Source organism: Dactylosporangium cerinum (assembly GCF_042653625.1).
Taxonomy (GTDB): Bacteria; Actinomycetota; Actinomycetes; order Mycobacteriales; family Micromonosporaceae; genus Dactylosporangium; species Dactylosporangium cerinum.
In genome coordinates, this window is the sequence record NZ_JBHSIU010000068.1 from 116837 (window position 1) to 134502 (window position 17666).

Genomic DNA, 17666 nt, shown 5'->3' on the forward strand with positions numbered 1-17666 from the left:
TCCGTAGTATCACGGCAAGGCGGTAATCCAGGCGTCGTCGACGTGGGCGGCGTACGGGCCGCCCGGCGGGTCCACCACCCACACGTGGATCATCTCCGGCAGCGTCGTGGCGAACGTGAGCCCCGGGCACGAGCCGAACGGCGACACCACGCCGAACCCGAGCGGCAGCAGGCTGACGCACACGTCGTGGGCGTGCCACCGGGTGTCGGCGCCGCCGATCGCGGGCCCCCGGTCGCCGGCGACCGGCACCTGGAACACCACACCGAGCAGGCGGGTGCGGTCGCCGCGGACGGCGTAGACGAGCTGCTCCGGCGCCTCCGGGTCGAGGATCCGGTCGTCGTTCTGGTGCCCCTTGTGCTCGAAGTGCACCTGCAGGCCGGTCCGCGGGCCGGTGGCACGGTACCCGTCGGCCTCCGCCGCCGCCAGGGTCGCGTAGCGGGCGGTGGACGCGCGGACCTGCGCGGCGAGGTCCCGGGCCGCGGCCCGCTGGACCGCGGTCGAGTCCGGCCCGGCCGGGCGCTGCACGGTGCCGGCCTGGATGCGGTCGACACCGTCGTGATCGTGCCCGGCGATCGACACGACCCACATCGCGGTGCCGAACACGACCACGAGCGCCACCGTCCCGACCCGGGCGAGGGCCCGCCGGCACGACACGGACAGCAGCGCCAGTTCCAGGGCCGCGACGGTCAGGCCGACCTGGTCGGGAGTCACCGCCCGTACACCGGCCGCGGCGACGAACAGCAGCAGCTGCGCCGTCACGAGGAACCCGGCCTGGACCCGCCACGACCGGCCGGCGACGCACCGCACGGCCAGCCATCCGAACAGACCCGCCGACAGCACCGACCCGAACCACACCGGCAGTCCCAGGTGGACCACGGCGAGGGTGCCGAGCAGGCCCGAGCACCACCGGACCTCGGCGGCCGCGGCCCGCCAGGCGCGGAGCTGCACGAGCAGCAGCGGCGCCGCGAGGAGGCACAGCAGGCCGACGCGGTGCTCGGGGGCGATGCCGAGCCAGAAGTCACGCACGCGCGGTCACCCGGCTCGCGCACAGGACCAGCACCGTCACCGGCAACGCCAGGGTGGTGAGCAGGCCGGTGAGGTTGACGGTGAAGTCCAGCTGCGGCAGCAGCCCGAGCAGCAGCTGCAGCTCCCAGCCGGCGACGGCGAGGACCTCGACGACGATGACGGTGACGAGCGCCCACCGGTGCCGCCGCAGCAGCGCGCCGAGCGTCATGAGCAGCGCGGCGTGCACGACCGGCACGACCGCGTAGAGGGGGTTGAACCCCATCAGCGTGAGCACGCCGAGGGTGCCGGTGAGCCCGAACGCACCCTGCAGCACGAGCAGTCCCCGCACCACGGCCATGCCGACCAGCGTCGCCCCGCCCGATGAGCGGTCGATGAGCGCAGGTTAAGAAGACGATGAGAGCGGCAGGTCCGCGACGAACGACGCGCCGCCGGTGGCGTTGTTGGCCGCGACGATCGTGCCGCCATGTTCGTCCACGATGGACAGTGCAATGGCCAGGCCGAGCCCGGCGCCGGGGCCGGTGCGGGCCTCGTCGCCGCGGTGGAACCGCTCGAAGATCCGCCGTTCGGCGCCGGGAGGGATGCCGGTGCCGTCGTCGGTGACGTTGAGCTGGGCGCGGTCGCCGCGCTGCGTCACGGTCACCCACACGTTGCCGCCGGCCGCGGAGTACTTCACGGCGTTGTCGAGCAGGATCCACACCAGCTGGGTGAGCGCGTCGACCGACCCGTGCACCGGCGGCGCGGGCGTGATCGCCCGGTGGAACGTCCGGTCGGGGTGCTGCGCCTCCGCCTGCCGGCACACGTCGGCGACGAGCGCACCCAGGTCGACCGGGGCCAGCTCGAGCCGCGACGCGTCGGACCGGGCGAGGGTCAGCAGGTGCTCGACGAGCCGGCTCATCCGGGCGCTCTCCCCGGCGATGTCCCGCACTGCGGCGGCCACGTCCTCGGGCGCCGCGTCCGGATGCCGTTGCAGGAACCCGGCGTTGTTGCGGATCGTGGTCAGCGGCGTGCGCAGCTCGTGCGACGCGTCGGCGACGAACCGCCGCTGCGCGGCGTAGCTGCCCTGCAGGCGTTCCATCATCGCGTTGAATGCGGCGGTGAGCCTGCCCACGTCGTCGCGGACCGGCACCGGCGGCAGCCGCCGGCTGAAGTCCTGCTCCCGCCCGATCTGCTCCACGTGCCCGGTCAGCTGCCGCAGCGGTCGCAGCGCCCGGCCGGTGACGAGCCAGGTCGCGCCGGCGGCCGCGGCGAGCGCGAGCACCGCGTAGACGCAGACCAGCACGAACAACCCACGCCGGTCGTCGGTGACCTTCCGGGTCGGCTGCGCCGCGATCACGTGCCCGCCGGCGGCCTGCCGCACCGCGACCCGCACCGGCACCCCGATGTCCACAGTGGACTTGGGATCGGTCAGCGCCGCCGCCGGTACCGACGGGAAACCGCCATCGAGAGTGCCGGTGCTGAACAGGACGCGCCCCTGCGGGTCGACGAGCAGCACGAAGATGTCGGCACTGGTCCGCACGTCGACCGCCGCCGGGGCCGGGCTCTGCGCGGCGGCCGGCAGGACGGTCAGGGACGCCGCGACCGCGTCGGCGCGGGCCGCGAGGGCGGTGTCCTGGCCGGCGGCGGCACCGGCGGCCAGCAGCAGATACACGGCGGCGCAGAACAGCCCGAGGACGGCCCCGGCGACGCCGAGCCCGAACAGCGTGATCCGCAGCCTGATCGACATCACGGCCCCTTGAGGACGTAGCCGACGCCGCGGATCGTGTGCAGCAGCCGCGGCTCGCCGAGCTTCGCCCGCAGATAGCCGACGTACACGTCGACGACGTTGCTGGCGGTGGCGAAGTCGATGCCCCACACCGCGTCGAGCAGCTGCGCCCGGCTCAGCACCTGCCGCGGGTGGGTGAGGAAGTGTTCGAGGAGCCGGAACTCCAGGGCGGTCAGGTCGAGCGTGACGTCGCCGCGGCGGCACTCGTGCGCGGCCGGGTCCAGCCACACGTCCTGGAACTCGAGCCGCGCCGGGCGGGTCCGCCGCAGCAGCGCCCGCACCCGGGCCAGGAGCTCGTCGTAGTCGAACGGCTTGACGAGGTAGTCGTCGGCGCCGGCGTCGAGGCCCTCGACCCGGTCGGCGGTGGCGTCGCGGGCGGTGAGCATGAGCACCGGCAGGTCCCGGTCGGCCGCCCGCAGCCGCCGGCACACCCCGACCCCGTCGAGCCCCGGCAGCATCCGGTCGAGCACGACCAGGTCGGGCCGCTCCGCCGCGACGGCGTCCAGCGCCGCGGGACCGGTCGCGGCGACGGTGACCCGGTAGCCGCCGTAGACGAGCGCACGGCGCAGCGAGTCCGCGAGGGGCGGATCGTCGTCGACCACCAGCACGTGCACCACGGCACGCATCGTAAGGCCTGTTTCACGATTCGGGCACCGGCTGGTACTGGCCGCCGGCGCGCAGGTGCCTGAGCCGGGTGTGGTCGAGTGCCACGGTGGCGGGGTGTCGCGGCAGGCCGGCGCAGTGTTCGTGAAGCAGGTTGGGGCGGTCCGGGAAGTAGTTGACGATGGCCACCACGAACCCGAAGGCGAGCAGGGTCCCGAGGGTGACGGTCAGGAACAGGTTGCCGAGGATCCCGTCCCGCACGGAGAACGCGAACAGGGCGGCATAGAAGTAGCCGAGCAGCACCGCGGTCAGATAGGCGGAGCAACCGATGCTGTTGGACCGGGTCCGGTTCCAGTGCTCCAGCGGGGCGCCCTGCTCCTCGAGGAACGTCGCCAGCGCCTGGCGCAGCTCGGGGTCCTGGTGCAGCTCCGACCAGGCGGCCGGGCGTTCGGCACGCTGGAGGCACTCCAGCCACGCGACGACGGCCGGGTGGAGGTGCGGCGGGTCGGCGGCGAGCGCCGTCACCGTCATCATGCCGTCGCTGTCGATGGTGATCAGGCCGTCGACCAGGAGCGCACTGAGCGCGGCCTGGTCCAGGGCGGAGAGCGCCAGCGCCTTCGTGCCGGTCGCGGCGTACCCGGTCGTGCCGGGCCAGCCGGATTGCACGGCGTGCGCGTGATACGGGTCGAACTCGACCCCGGGCAGGTACGCGGCCGCGGCCCTGCGGTCGGCGTCGATGGTGCGGCGCAGCCGGACGGCGAGCACCGTCCACAGCACCACGGCAGCCACCGCCACCACGCCCGCCACCGCAAGGCTCGACATGCCTCGATGATTGCAGAGCGAAGCGAGCGGTCAGGACGGCGGCGTCTGACGGGTGGTCGCCGCGATCAGGCATCCGAACGCGAGCACGGCCGCGCCGGTCCGCACGGCATGGGCGAGCTGCCAGCGGTCGCGGACGCCCGCCCAGTCCGCCGGGGGTGCCTGCACGTTCCAGGCCAGCTGATCGGTGTTGATCGGGACGTTGAACACGAGCGTCGTCGCCACGACGCTCATCAGCAGGACGAGGGCCAGCGCCGGCCAGAGCACGCGCCGCCGGTTGCGGACCGCGGACGCGACGAGGACCGCCGCGGCGATCAGGGCCGGGATGAGGGTGGCGGAGGCGAGGTTGTCCAGCCGGTCCAGCTCGACCTGGCGGACCTGGGTGTACACCGGGCCGTCGGCGCTTCGCAGCGTCGACTCGAGGACGAGGACCGTGACGAGGAAGCCGGTGAAGAGCCCACCGAAGAGCAGGCCCGCAAAGCGCGCGATGGTGCCGGTCGGACTGTTCGTCATGCTGGTTCCCGTCCGCTAGTGGGCGATGCCGACGATCTGCTTGATCGTCCCGGGTTGATCGAGCATGCGGAGCATGTGGTGGGCGACGTCGGCGCGCGAGACGGAGAAGCCGCCGCGGATGTTCTGCCCGAACGCCGTCCGGTACACGCCGGTCATGGGCTTGTCGGTCAGCTTCGGCGGTCGTGAGACGGTCCAGTCCAGGCCGCTGCCGGCGAGGGCGTCCTCCATCAGCGCAAGGTCGGCGTAGTGCGCGCGGAACAGGGTGTTGGCGATCCGGGCGCCCAGGTGCCGCATGAAGAACCCGTCGCCGGGATCGTGTTTCGGCGGGTTCGGGCGGCCGGGTGACGCCACGGTGCCGACCGGTGCGGCGCTGACCACGACGATGCGCCGGACGTGGCCCGCCTGCATCGCCGCCACGATGGCACGGGTGCCGCGCGAGGTGATGCCCGCGTCGGACCTCGGGTTGCGCGGGCCGAGGCCGGACAGGACCGCGTCAGCGCCCTCGACCGCGGCCGCGAGCGCCGCCGGGTCCGGATCGGCGAGGTCGGCGGTGACGGTCCGCACCCCGGCCGGCAGGCTCCTCGGGTTCCGGGCCACGGCGGTGACGTCGTGACCCGCGGCGAGGGCCTGTTCGAGCAGATGCCGGCCGATGCCCCCGGTCGCGGCGAAGATGACGAGTCTCATGCCCTGCTCCTGCCTGTCCACGTTCCGTACGATACGAGTTCCATATTAAATGAGTTCGAGACTCTGACAATATGAGTTACGTAACATGCGAGCAGCCGGATACGATCCGCGCGTGGGTGTTGAGCGGGCGCAGCTGGTGCGGGAGCGATGGCCGACGTTCTCGGCCGAGCTCTACGCGGCGCTGCGACGGGCCGGTGAGAAGCGGCTGCGGCGGTCGTCCAAGCGGCTGCGCGTCGTGCAGATGTGCCCGTGCGGGGACGACTTCTGCCAGAGCTTCCACACCGCGCCGCGGACGGGAAAACCGTACGGCCCCGGGCACCGCAACGTGTGGCTCGGGCCGCCGTGGGCCGGGTACCTCGTCCTCGACGTCGTCGACGGCAGGATCGTGTACGTCGAGGTGCTCTACCGGGCGCCGCTGTCCTGACCGCGGCCGTGCTGAACGCGGCCGTGCTGAACGCCGCCGTCCTGAACGCGCAGGACAGCGGCGGGACGGGTCAGGCCTTGCGGAGCCAGAACGTCAGGCCGAGTGACTCGTCGGTGAAGGCGGTGGCGTCCGGCCAGGTCGGCTCGCCCTCTGCGTAGGCGGTGGCGAGGACGTCGTCGGTGACCAGGTCGCGGTGCTCGGTCAGGGCGAGCGCGGTGTCGTCACGGGTCGTGGTGAACCGCAGCTCGATCCGGTCGACGACGTCGAGGCCGCTGGACTTGCGGGCCTCCTGGATCTGCCGGACGGCGTCGCGGGCCAGGCCGGCCCGCTCCAGCTCCGGGGTGAGCCGCAGGTCCAGGGCGAGGGTCGCGCCCGAGTCGGCGGCGACCGTCCAGCCCTCCCGCGGGGTCTCGGTGATGAAGACCTCGTCCGGGGTCAGTTCGACCGGTTCGCCGGCCACGACGACCGTCGCGGTGCCGGTGTCGCGCAGCGCGTCGCGCAGGGCCAGGGCGTCGGCGGCGGCGATGACCTTGGCGACGTCCTGGACGCCCTTGCCGAACCGCTTGCCGAGGGCCCGGAAGTTGGCCTTCGCGGTCGCGTCGACCAGTGACGACCCGGCGGCGTCGACGGGGACGACCGAGCCGACGTTGAGCTCCGACGCGATCTCCGCCAGCAGGTCGGCGGGCAGCTTGTCGAACCCGGCCGCCGAGGCGAGGGCCCGCGACAGCGGCTGCCGGACGCGGATGCCGGAGTCGGCGCGGGCGGCCCGGCCGAGCTCCACGAGGCGGCGGGCGACGGCCATCTGCGCCGACAGCGCCGGGTCGACCAGCGCGGCGTCGACGGCCGGATAGGTCGCCAGGTGCACCGACGCCGGCGCGTCCGGCGAAACGGGCACGATGATGTCCTGCCAGACCCGTTCGGTGATGAACGGGACGATCGGGGCGAGCAGCAGCGTCACCGTCGACACGACCTCGTGCAGGGTGGCGAGGGCGGCCGGGTCGCCGCGCCAGAAGCGGCGGCGGCTGCGGCGCACGTACCAGTTGGACAGGTCGTCGACGAACGCGGCGAGGAGCTTGCCGGTCTCGTGGGTGTCGAACGCGTCCATCGCGGCGTCGACCTTGCCGACCAGCGTGTGCAGCTCGGACAGCACCCAACGGTCCATGACGGGCCGGTCGGCCGGCAAAGGGTCCGACGGGGACGGGGTCCAGCCGGCGGTGCGGCCGTACAGGGCCTGGAACGCGACCGTGTTCCAGTAGGTCAGGAGGGTCTTGCGGACGACCTCCTGCAGCGTGGTGTGCCCGACCCGGCGCGCCGACCAGGGTGAGCCGACGGCGGCCATGAACCAGCGGACGGCGTCGGCGCCGTGCAGGTCGAGCAGCGGGATCGGTTCGAGGATGTTGCCGAGGTGCTTGGACATCTTGCGGCCGTCCTCGGCGAGGATGTGGCCGAGGCAGACCACGTTCTCATACGAGTTGCGGCCGAAGACGAGGGTGCTGACGGCCATCAGCGTGTAGAACCAGCCGCGGGTCTGGTCGATCGCCTCGGAGATGAACTGCGCCGGGAAGCGCTTCGCGAACAGATCGGCGTTGCGGTACGGGTACCCGAACTGCGCGAACGGCATCGCGCCTGAGTCGTACCAGGCGTCGATGACGTCGGGGACCCGGGTCGCGGTCGCGCCGCAGTGGCAGGCGAAGGTGATCTCGTCGATGAACGGCCGGTGCGGGTCGAGGTCCGTCAGGTCCCGGCCGGCCCGCTCGCCGAGCTCGGCCAGCGAGCCGATGCAGGTGAGGTGATCCTCGGGGCAGCGCCAGATCGGCAGCGGGGTGCCCCAGTAGCGTTGCCGGGACAGCGCCCAGTCGACGTTGTTGACCAGCCAGTCACCGTACCGGCCGTGCTTGACGCTCTCCGGCTGCCAGTTGGTGCGCTCGTTCTCGCGGAGCAGGTCGTCCCGGATCGCGGTGGTCCGCACGTACCACGACGGCTGCGCGTAGTAGATCAGCGCGGTGTGGCAGCGCCAGCAGTGCGGGTAGCTGTGCTCGTAGGGCACGTGCCGGAACAGCAGGCCACGCTGCCGGAGGTCATCGACGAGCGGGGTGTTCGCGGTGCGGAAGAACAACCCGCCGACCAGCGGGATCCCGGCCTCGAACGTGCCGTCGCGGCGCACCGGGTTGATCATCGGCAGGCCGTACGCCCGGCAGCTGGCGAGGTCGTCGGCGCCGAACGCCGGCGACTGGTGGACCAGGCCCGTGCCGCTGTCGGTGGTGACGTAGGAGGCGAGGATGACGATGTGCGCGTCGGGGACCTCGACCAGGTCGAACGGCGGCCGGTAGGTCCAGCGTTCCAGCTCCTTGCCGGTGAACGACTCACCCGTGAGCGTCCACCCCTCCCCCAGCACCGGCGCGACCAGGGGCTCGGCGAGCAGCAGCTGCTCGGTGCCGTCGGTGGCGACCACATAGGTGACGTCGGGGTTCACGGCGACGGCCGTGTTGGACACCAGGGTCCACGGCGTGGTCGTCCACACCAGCAGCGCGACCCGGCCGGCGAGGGGGCCGGAGGTGAGCGGGAACCGGACGAACACCGACGGGTCCACGTCGGTCTCGTAGCCCTGGGCGAGCTCGTGGTCGGACAGCGCGGTCTGGTCCCGCGGGCACCACGGCGCGACCCGGAAGTCCTCGACCAGCAGGCCCTTGTCGAAGATCTGCTTGAGCGACCACCAGACGGACTCGATGTAGGGCGCGTCCATCGTGCGGTACGCGTCGTCCATGTCGACCCAGTAGCCCATGCGGTGGGTGAGCTCGGCGAACGCGTCGGTGTGCCGGGTCACCGACTCGCGGCACTTCGCGTTGAACGCGGCGATGCCGTAGTCCTCGATGTCCTGCTTGCCGGTGAAGCCGAGCTCCTTCTCCACCGCCAGCTCCACCGGCAGGCCGTGGCAGTCCCAGCCGGCCTTGCGCTCGACGTGGAAGCCCTTCATCGTCCGGTACCGCGGGAACACGTCCTTGAACACCCGCGCCTCGATGTGGTGCGCGCCGGGCATGCCGTTCGCGGTCGGCGGCCCCTCGTAGAAGACCCACTCCGGCCGGCCACGGGACTGCTCGAGGCTGCGGGTGAAGACGTCGCCGCTCTCCCAGAAGCGCAGCACGTCATGGTCGAGAGCGGCCAGGTCCACCTGGGCGGGCACGGGGCGGTACATGTCCGGCAATGCTACCCGGCACCTCCGCTCACTTCCGGGCGGGCGTTGCCGATGAGCTACCGGAAGATCACAGGAGGAGGTACGGGTGCCGGCTGCGTTGCGCCTGCCGTCGTCGCGGCGGCTCGTCGGTGCGGTCGCCGGGTGCCTGCTCACCGAGGCCGCCTGGGCGAGCGCGTACGCGGTGGGGGTGCCGGTGCCGAAGGTGCTGGCGTTGCTGCTGGTGCCGGCGGCAATGGGGCTGGCCGCGCTGACGGCGCTGGCCGCGGCCCGCACGCCGGGACTGGGCCCGGGCGGGGCCCGGTTCTGGCGGCAGCTGACCGTGTGCATCCTGCTGACCGGGATCGGCGCGACGATCATGGGCCAGGCGAGGCTCAACCCGGACACGCCGAACGCCCTGCGGATCATCCAGGTGTCGGCGCCGGCGCTCGTGCTGGGCATCGGGCTGGCGATGTACGCACTGCTGCGGCTGCCCGTGCGGGCCCAGTCCCGGGGCGAATGGGTCCGGCTCGGGCTGGACGGGCTGACGGTGCTCATCACCACCGCCCTGTTCCTCTGGCACCTGGCGCTGCGGCCGATGGTCGAGCGGCACACCGACGTGCGGCTCGCGCTGGGCCTGCTGATGCTGGCCACGACCTGCCTGGTCGCCCTGGTCGCGGTGATGAAGGTGGTCCTGCTCGGCAGCGGCCCGATCAGCCCCCGCTCGATGCGGCTGCTCGCCTCGGCGATCCTCGCCGGCGGGCTCGGCTCGGCCGTGTCGCCGCTGATCGCCTCGCCGCGGCTGGTGGGCCTCCAGCCGATGATCACGCTGTTCGAGGCGCTGCTGGTGGCGTGCGCCGCGCACGCGCAGACCCGGCCGGTTCCGGAGCCGGCCGCCGCTGCGCGCACCCGCGCCTACAGCAAGCTGCCGTACTTCGCCGTCGCCGCCACGTCGCTGCTGCTCGCCGCCGTCGCCTACGGTGACCACGCCGGCGTCGGACCCGTCGCCACCGGCGCGATCGCGGTCAGCGCCGTCGTCGGGCTGCGCCAGCTGGTCGCGCTGCGCGACAACGCGCAGCTGCTCACCTCGGTCCGCCGGCACGAGCAGCGGCTGCGCTACCAGGCCAGCCATGACGCGCTCACCACGCTGGTGAACCGGGCGCACTTCACCGAGCTGCTCGACGCGGCCCTCACCACCGCCACCCGGCCGGTCGCGGTGCTGCTCATCGACCTCGACGACTTCAAACTCATCAACGACACGCTCGGCCACGCCGTCGGCGACGAGGTCCTCATCACCGTCGCCGAGCGGCTGCGGCGGGCGGTGCGCCACGACGACGTGGTCGCCCGGCTCGGTGGCGACGAGTTCGCGATGCTGCTGCACGACGTCGACGACGCGCACGCCGTCGACGTGGCCGGGCGCATCCGCGACACCCTCGGCACCCCCATCCACACCGCCGGCCACGACCTGCTCGTGCACGCCTCGGTCGGCGTCGCCACCTCCGCCTCCGGCGACCGGCTCGACACGCTGCTGCGCAACGCCGACCTCGCCATGTACGCGGCGAAGGAACGCGGCAAGGGCGGCCACTTCGTCTACGTGCCCGGCATGACGACCCGGATCGTCGCGCACGCCGAACTCGGCGCCCAGCTGCGCGACGCGATCGAACTGGGCCAGCTGTTCCTGCTGTACCAGCCGATCGTGCGCCTCGACGACGGGCGGACCACCGCCACCGAGGCCCTCGTGCGGTGGCGACACCCGGAGCGCGGGGTGGTGCCGCCGTGCGACTTCATCCCGGCCGCGGAGCAGACCGGCCTGATCGTGGCGCTCGGCCGCTGGGTGCTGCGGGAGGCGTGCCGGCAGCAGGCACGGTGGCTGCGCGACCTCGGCGACGACGCACCGCAGTCGGTCAGCGTCAACGTCGCCGGCCGGCAGCTGACCGACCCGCAGTTCGTCGCCGACGTCGTCGCCGCCCTCGACGACGCCGGCCTCGACGCGCGGCGGCTCACCCTGGAGGTGACCGAGACCGCCGTCCTGGACCGGGCCGAGGCGATCGCGGCCCTCCACGCGCTGCGCGGGCTGCGGGTCAAGCTCGCCCTGGACGACTTCGGCACCGCTGCGTCGTCGCTGGGGCTGCTGCTGACGTGCCCGGTGACATCGCTGAAACTGGACCGCACGTTCGTCGACGGAATCACCACCGTCGCCCGGCAGGAGGCCGTCGCGACCGCCGTCATCCGCATGGCGCAGGCGCTGGAGCTGTCCGCGGTCGCCGAGGGCATCGAGACCGAGGCGCAGGCGCGGATGCTGCGCGGCCTCGGGTACCGCTTCGGGCAGGGCTACCTGTACGCACGACCGTTGGCGCCACACGACGTCGCGGCACTGTCCGCACCGGTACTCATAGGCCGCCGTTCGTCGATATGATCACCGTCGATTTCTGTGCGACGATCCACGCGTCCTGGCGCGCGGCGTGTGGAGGTCGGTCATGGTGGAGCGGATCGTCGTGTCTTTCGAGGGTGACGGCGCCGGAGTCGGCGGCCTCACCTGGGGCCAGCAGCAGGTCTGGCGGGCGATGGTCGAGGTCGACACCTCCATGAGCATGGGCGGGGTCGTGCCCGTCACCGACGGCCGCACCCTGCCGGACTTCGTCGGCGAGCTGCGGTTCCTGATGAGCCGGTACGCGGCGCTGCGCTCCCGCCTGGTGTTCGACGAGCCGTGGCACGCCACCTCGCTCGACGTGTGCCACCTGGTGCGGCAGGAGATCGTCGCCCGCGGCGAGACGGTCCTGGAGGTCCACGACGCCGGCCCCGGAGAGGACCCGGCCGCCGTCGCCGACGCCGTCCACGCGGAGTGGAAGGCCCGCAAGTTCGACTACACCACCGAGTGGCCGATCCGCGAGGCCGTCGTCCGGCAGGACGGCACGATCACCCATGTCGTCGTGATCATCTGCCACGTCGCCACCGACGGCAGTGGCCTCGGCACGATGCTCCGCGAGATGGGCGAACGGGACCCCGTGACGAAGGCGCCGCTCCAGCCCTACACGGCGATGCAGCCGCTCGAACTCGTCGCCGCGCAGCGCACCACCCAGCGGCAGACCGACACCGCGATGCGCTACTGGGAGGCGCAACTGCGCTCGATCCGGCCGCGCCGCTTCCCGCCGGGTTTTGGTTCTGGTTCTGGTTCTGGTTCGCGGTGGTGGCGGGTCACGTGGCGCTCCACGGCGCTCATGCTGGCCGCGGAGCGGGTCGCGACCGCGCTCGGCATCGACACCGCGCCGGTGCTGCTCGCGGCGTACGGTTCCGCGTTCAACACCGTGACCGGGCAGACGGCACCGTTCGCCACGCAGGTCATCGTCGGCAACCGGTTCCGGCCCGGCCTCGCCGACATCGTCAGTCCCATGGCGCAGAACGGCATCGTCGTCTTCGACGTGAGCGGTGACGGTGTCACCGCTCAGGAGGCCATCGGCCGGGCCCGCCGGGCGTCGATGAACGCATCGAAGCACGCCTACTACGAGCCGGAAGTCCGGCTCGCCCTGATCGACCGGATCGGCCGCGAGCACAGCGAGCCGTTCGACCTCTCCGTGTTCTACAACGACCGGCGGGTCGGCGTGATCCAGACCCAGGACACCCTGGAGACGGTGCCGAGCATGGACGAGATCCGCTCAGCGATGCCGCTGACCGGGATGGTCTCCGAGACGCCGGTGGTCTTCTTCAACGAGAAGCTGATGGTGAACATCGACGACGCCGTCGGCACCGCGCAGATCACCGTCGACTTCGACGCGCACCACATGCCGCTGGCAGACCTGCGCCGGCTGCTCACGGCGATGGAGACCTTCACGGTCGACGCGGCCGCGTCGCTGGATCAGGCGGTCGCCTCGATGTAGATGCTCTCGTCGTTGCGCAGGACCTGGTCGAGGTCGGCCACGTCCTGCCGGGCGCCGTCGCGGTACGCGCGCACCGCGATCCCCTCCGGGTCGAATCCGGCCGCGGTCAGGACATGCTGCAACTCTTCGAGGTCGTAGATCCAGCGGTGCCCGTACACGTAGAACAGCTGATTGAACATGAACGCGCCGCGCGGCGGCATCTTCGGTGCCACCCCCGTCAACGCACGGTCGACCCGGCGGCGGTGCTTGCCGAAGAAGCCGTCGCCGTTCACATAGCTCTGCGCGTAGATCTTCAGGTCGGGCGTGGTGATCCGGACGAACCCGCCCGGCTTGAGCACCCGCTTGACCTCCTTCAGCCACCCGATGCCGATCTTCATCGACACGTGCTCGATGAGATGCTCCGCGTAGACCCAGTCCACGGCGTCGTCGACGACCGGCAGCGGCTGCGAGATGTCCATCTCGGCGAAGTACGCCGACCCGTCGACCCGGTAGATGTTGCCCCGTTCGGAGGTGAGCTCCGGGCTGCTGACGGACACCAGGTCGGTGCCGAGCGCCTGCGGGTGGTCGGTCTTGAACGCCGCGAACTCGATGCCGGTGATGCCCAGCTGGTCGAGCTGCTCACGGGTGATGAGATCCGTGCTGACCAGGAGTTCGAGCTTCTCGCATTTGCCGAGGTCAGCGGTGAACGAATCGACCACCGCCTCGATCCCCTGCGGGTCTTCCCAGTCCCAGGCTAAGCCCGCTGCATCGGTGGACATCGTTGGGGATTCCTTCCACGCAAAAGTTGATTGATCTAAACATGTCGTGCAGTGGCCCACAAGCAGCGGAGCGTGACAGCCGGTCGGGCAGTATTGGTGCATGAACATCACCTGGTGGGGACACGCCACGGTGGCGGTCGCCGACCGCGGCACCACGATCCTGACCGACCCGGTGCTGCGAAACCGCCTGGCACACCTGCACCGCCGCCGCGGCCCCCGCCCGGCCCTGGCCGCGGCGCCGGACGCGGTCGTCATCTCCCACCTGCACGGCGACCACTGTGACCTGCCGTCGCTGCGGTCCCTGCCACCCTCGACCCGGCTGGTGGTGCCGCGCGGCGCCGGCGCGTTCCTGCGCTCCCGGCTCGGCCCCGGCCGCGACATCGTCGAGGTCACCGCCGGCGAGTCCGTCGACGTCGGCGAACTCCACGTCCGCGCGGTGCCCGCCAACCACTCCGGCGAACGCACCCCGAAGTCCCGCATCCGCGCCGTGGCACTCGGCTACGTGATCGAAGGCACCCGCTCCGCGTGGTTCGGCGGCGACACCGGGCTCTTCGACGAGATGAGCGCCCTCGGCCCGCTGGACCTGGCGCTGGTGCCGGTGTGGGGCTGGGGCTGGACCCTCGGCGCCGGGCACCTCGACCCGGCCGGCGCCGCCGAGGCGATGCGCATCATCAACCCCGCCCAGGCCGTGCCGATCCACTGGGGCACCCTGTGGCCCGTGGGCTGCAAACGGGTCCGTCCGGACCGCTTCCACCGCCCCGGCGACGAGTTCGCGGAGCTGAGCGCCGCCGCCGCCCCGAAGACCGACGTGCGGGTCCTCGCACCCGGCGAGTCGCTCACGGTGGCTGCGTGACGACCTTCGCCAGCCTGCTCGCGGCGCTCGGCGGCCTCTTCGCGGTCGTCGCCATCGGCTCCAGCGTGCCGATCCTGCCGACCGGCGCCGCGGTCAGCGCGACCGCGGTCGTGGCCGCACACCGTAGCCCGTTCGCCCTGCTCGCCGTCGTGCTGGCCGGCGCCGTCGGGGCATACTGCGGCGACGCCGTCACCTACGCCATCTGCCGGGCCGGCGGTGAGGCACTCACCCGCCGCCTGCGGATCCTGCGCCAGCCGGTGCGGCTCGAATTCGCCGAGTCGGTGAAGCGACGGCTGACGGCGAGCCCGGTGAGCGCGCTGCTCGTGTCCCGCCTGGTCCCCGGCGGCCGCATCCCGGTGCTGCTGACCGCCGCGATCGTCGGCCTGTCGTGGCGCCGATTCGCGGCGGCGAACGTGGCCGCGTGCCTGCTGTGGTCCTCGACGTACGCGGCGATCGGACTGCTCGGCCGGTCGGTCTTCCCGCAGCCGTGGCAGGGCGTGGTGGCGGCGCTCGTCATCGCCCTGGGCGCCACGCAACTGGCAAGCTGGCTCCGCCACCGCCGCGACCGCCGCGCGCCGGCTCCAACACCGGCAGAGCCCGACAGCCATTCACGTCCAGCAGGGTAGACTACGGACAGCGACGACACCGGAGATCGATTAGGACGGTGGGAGTAGCGTGATGAAGACGGCCGCTCAGCACCGCCCGGCGCGATCCGTCCGAGCCGTGACGTGAGCTGTCCCTGAGCTGTTCTGAGCTGTTTCTGAGCTGTTTCTGAGCGGGGCCGCGGCGGGTGCTGGCGGTCGGCAGGTTGCAGCGGGCGGTCGGGGCCCGTGGAGCTCGGAGAGCGTTCGCGTGGAGCTCGGAGAGCGTTCGCGTGACGTCCCGAGCCGGGCCGGGCCGGGCCGGGCCAGCGAAGCGGCTGCGCGGAACCACCGAGCCCCGAGGACCGACACCAGCGAGGCTCAACGCCGATTGCCCTGACCAGGATCCTCGACCGGCAGCTGTCACAGGCTCTTGGGGGCAGCTGTCACAGGCTCTCGGGGGGCAGTTGTCACAGGCTCTTGGGGGAGGAAGCGACCTCAGCAGACTGCAGCTCCCCGCGGGGCTCGGGCAGCGTCCGTGTGGCGTCCGGGTCGGCGGAATCCTGGTCGGCGGCGCGTAGGCCGAGGTCGTCCAGCCACTGGACCAGCTGCCGGTGCACCGCGGCAGGGCCGACCGGTGCGCGGTTCAGGCACGACCAGGCCGCCGGGTACACCAGGACCGCCTCGGTCTGCCAGCCGCCGATGCCACCGTGCGAGCCGACCAGTTCCTCGAACGCGGCGACCTCCTCGGTGCCCTGGTCGACGCGGCTGACCAGGACCAGGTCGCCGACGTTTGCCATCGCCTGGTGGGCGAGCAGGTCCCGGACGGCGTGCGGGCCGTAGGGCAGCAGCGGGTCCTCGCCGTCGACGTGGCCGTCGCGGAGGCGGTGCCGGCCGGCCGGGCCGAACACGACCGGGCCGTCGACGCCGGACAGGCCGACGACGAGGCCGATCCCCGGGTGTTCGGCGAGGCCCTGGATGAGGGAGGGCCGGGCGGCGCCGATCTCCTCGACGGTGGCGCGGCCGGGGTGTTCGGTGAGGTACAGCATTGCGAGGTTGCCCGAGGCGACGGTGACCACGGGTGCGGGCGGGGCGGGCGGGGTCGAGCGGTCCGGGCGGCCCGCCACGGCCAGCAGCAGGTTGTGGGCGCGGGCGCGCTCGTCGTCGTTCGGGTCTGGGATCGCGGCGGCGACCTGCCCGGCCATCGAGGCGACGACCTCCTCGAGGGTCTGGCCGTAGCGCTGGGAGAACGTGGCGCCCTGGCTCTGGCCGTGGTCGGACAGCACGACGATCTCGTAGCGGCGGTGGGCGACCTGCGCGAGGCGGTGCAGGGCGCCGAGGACCCGGTCGAGGCCTTCGAGGGTCTGCATGGCCTCCGGGCGCAGCGGACCGGCGTGGTGGGCGACCTCGTCGTAGTCGACGAAGTCGCAGAAGATGGCCGGGGCGCCGCGGGTCATCTGCTCCGCGATGAGCGATACGTTGAGGTCGCGCAGCAGCACGTTGGTGACGGCTCGCAGGGCCACGTACGCACCGGTGCGGGGCACCCGCGGGTACACGTTGCGAAACCGCTGCCGGCGCGCCTGCTGGATCTCCTTGAGCATCTCGCCGACCGACAGCACGATGGCCCGCGCGAAGCCGTAGGGGCTGGCGACGAACGCCAGGTAGCCGCGGGCGGTGCGGCCCGGCAGGCCGGCGTTGCTGAAGGTGAGCAGGCTGGTCGGGGCGTCGCCGGAGAAGACGTTGCTGATGCTGGCGCCGCCGTCGGCGAGCAGCCCGCGCCCGGTGGAGATCCGGGCCTCGACCTCGGCGGCGTCCCTGGGGCGGTTGGTGACGACGAGCCTGCCGGTGGTCTTCTCGTACCAGCGGAACGCCGGCACCTCGGACTCGCTGCCGTGCAGGATCCCGGCCTGGCTCGCCGGGGTCGTCGCCGGCATGCCGGTGTGCCACGGGATCAGCGAGTGGGTGCCGGTGCGCAGCCACTTGCCGAGGTTGGGCAGGTTGCCGGCCTTGACCGCCCACGACAGCAGCGGCGCGGACAGCCCGTCGAGCTGCACGAAGAGCACGCCGGGATCGGTGGCGGGCCGGTCGTGGTTGCGCCGCACCATCTGCCGCAGGGTCTGGCCGAGGAACACGTCGTCGCTGCCGGCGTCGGCGAGCCAGTTGACCAGCGCGGTGAGGACGGCCGCGGTCCAGCTGGCCACCCAGGCGTCCAGCACGCTGCCGACCGAGACACCCTCGGCGACCCGCAGGGCGGTGAACATGACGCCGGTCTGCAGCAGGACCCCGACGAGCAGCACTCCGAGCCCGCCGACGACGACGGCGACGCCGAACAGGACGAGCCGCATGAGGGTGCCGATGAGGGCGAGCAGGACGGCCAGCTCCACCAGTGCGGCCGGTCCCCCGGTCGCGGTGACGCCGGGCAGCAGCCAGAACGTGGCCGCGAGGACCACGACGGAGGTGATGCCGCTGCGCAGCAGCGACTTGCCCCAGGCGATGGTGAGCCGCCAGTCCCGCAGCATGCGCACGGCGAAGCGGACCCGCTGCCCGATCACGGAGGACGTCAGGACACGCATCAGCCAGCTCACCCGACCAAGGTTAC

At 72.3% G+C, this 17666-nt stretch carries 15 protein-coding genes; 5 read left to right on the forward strand and 10 right to left on the reverse strand.

Translation table 11 applies throughout. From position 1 onward, the window contains the following. Nucleotides 1-9: 9 nt before the first annotated feature. From ACFPIJ_RS45700 to ACFPIJ_RS45730, 7 genes are read right to left on the reverse strand one after another with little or no spacing between them, the layout of a single operon-like run. Nucleotides 10-1026, reverse strand: a complete 1017-nt coding sequence (locus ACFPIJ_RS45700; protein WP_380125649.1) for a hypothetical protein — start codon at nucleotides 1024-1026, stop codon at nucleotides 10-12. Further along, nucleotides 1019-1363, reverse strand: coding sequence for a hypothetical protein (locus ACFPIJ_RS45705; RefSeq protein ID WP_380125651.1), 345 nt, complete (start codon nucleotides 1361-1363; stop codon nucleotides 1019-1021). Before ACFPIJ_RS45705 ends, ACFPIJ_RS45700 begins: the two co-directional genes overlap by 8 nt. 45 nt (nucleotides 1364-1408) lie before the next feature. Beyond that, nucleotides 1409-2749 carry a sensor histidine kinase gene (locus tag ACFPIJ_RS45710; RefSeq protein WP_380125653.1) on the reverse strand — a complete coding sequence of 447 codons (1341 nt, stop codon included), beginning with the start codon at nucleotides 2747-2749 and terminating at the stop codon, nucleotides 1409-1411. After that, nucleotides 2749-3405 carry a response regulator transcription factor gene (locus ACFPIJ_RS45715; protein ID WP_380125655.1) on the reverse strand — a complete coding sequence of 219 codons (657 nt, stop codon included), beginning with the start codon at nucleotides 3403-3405 and terminating at the stop codon, nucleotides 2749-2751. The genes ACFPIJ_RS45710 and ACFPIJ_RS45715 overlap by 1 nt, the downstream gene beginning before the upstream one ends. Nucleotides 3406-3427: 22 nt before the next feature. Further along, the gene (locus ACFPIJ_RS45720) at nucleotides 3428-4213 is read right to left on the reverse strand and encodes a hypothetical protein (RefSeq protein ID WP_380125657.1); all 786 of its coding nucleotides are present in this window, start codon (nucleotides 4211-4213) and stop codon (nucleotides 3428-3430) included. A gap of 30 nt (nucleotides 4214-4243) precedes the next feature. Continuing rightward, nucleotides 4244-4723 (reverse strand): anthrone oxygenase family protein, encoded by a 480-nt coding sequence (locus ACFPIJ_RS45725; RefSeq protein ID WP_380125659.1) that lies wholly within the window; start codon nucleotides 4721-4723, stop codon nucleotides 4244-4246. Nucleotides 4724-4738: 15 nt separating this feature from the next. Next, entirely contained in the window at nucleotides 4739-5407 is a 669-nt protein-coding gene (locus ACFPIJ_RS45730) for an NAD(P)-dependent oxidoreductase (RefSeq protein WP_380125661.1), read from the reverse strand. Between the two features lie 112 nt (nucleotides 5408-5519). Between ACFPIJ_RS45730 and ACFPIJ_RS45735 the strand changes: the two genes are divergently transcribed. Further along, nucleotides 5520-5831, forward strand: a complete 312-nt coding sequence (locus ACFPIJ_RS45735; RefSeq protein WP_380125663.1) for a hypothetical protein — start codon at nucleotides 5520-5522, stop codon at nucleotides 5829-5831. 70 nt (nucleotides 5832-5901) lie between these two features. Here the strand turns inward: ACFPIJ_RS45735 and ileS are convergent, their stop codons facing one another. After that, entirely contained in the window at nucleotides 5902-9024 is a 3123-nt protein-coding gene (gene ileS, locus ACFPIJ_RS45740) for an isoleucine--tRNA ligase (protein ID WP_380125665.1), read from the reverse strand. 85 nt (nucleotides 9025-9109) lie between these two features. Between ileS and ACFPIJ_RS45745 the strand changes: the two genes are divergently transcribed. Next, nucleotides 9110-11416: a putative bifunctional diguanylate cyclase/phosphodiesterase gene (locus ACFPIJ_RS45745; RefSeq protein WP_380125667.1), complete on the forward strand. Its 2307-nt coding sequence runs from the start codon at nucleotides 9110-9112 to the stop codon at nucleotides 11414-11416. 61 nt (nucleotides 11417-11477) lie between these two features. Further along, on the forward strand, nucleotides 11478-12875 hold the full coding sequence (locus tag ACFPIJ_RS45750) for a condensation domain-containing protein (RefSeq protein WP_380125669.1): 1398 nt from the start codon (nucleotides 11478-11480) through the stop codon (nucleotides 12873-12875). Here ACFPIJ_RS45750 and ACFPIJ_RS45755 read toward each other — a convergent pair. Beyond that, on the reverse strand, nucleotides 12854-13633 hold the full coding sequence (locus ACFPIJ_RS45755) for a class I SAM-dependent methyltransferase (protein ID WP_380125671.1): 780 nt from the start codon (nucleotides 13631-13633) through the stop codon (nucleotides 12854-12856). The two genes, ACFPIJ_RS45750 and ACFPIJ_RS45755, sit on opposite strands and share 22 nt — an antisense overlap. 100 nt (nucleotides 13634-13733) lie before the next feature. Between ACFPIJ_RS45755 and ACFPIJ_RS45760 the strand changes: the two genes are divergently transcribed. Further along, entirely contained in the window at nucleotides 13734-14486 is a 753-nt protein-coding gene (locus tag ACFPIJ_RS45760; RefSeq protein ID WP_380125673.1) for an MBL fold metallo-hydrolase, read from the forward strand. Next, a complete protein-coding gene (locus ACFPIJ_RS45765) occupies nucleotides 14483-15112 on the forward strand; it encodes a DedA family protein (RefSeq protein WP_380125675.1) in 630 nt (209 codons plus the stop codon). Before ACFPIJ_RS45760 ends, ACFPIJ_RS45765 begins: the two co-directional genes overlap by 4 nt. Nucleotides 15113-15537: 425 nt before the next feature. On the opposite strand, the gene ACFPIJ_RS45770 is transcribed toward ACFPIJ_RS45765, so the two are convergent. After that, nucleotides 15538-17652: an alkaline phosphatase family protein gene (locus tag ACFPIJ_RS45770; RefSeq protein WP_380125677.1), complete on the reverse strand. Its 2115-nt coding sequence runs from the start codon at nucleotides 17650-17652 to the stop codon at nucleotides 15538-15540. Nucleotides 17653-17666: the final 14 nt, after the last annotated feature.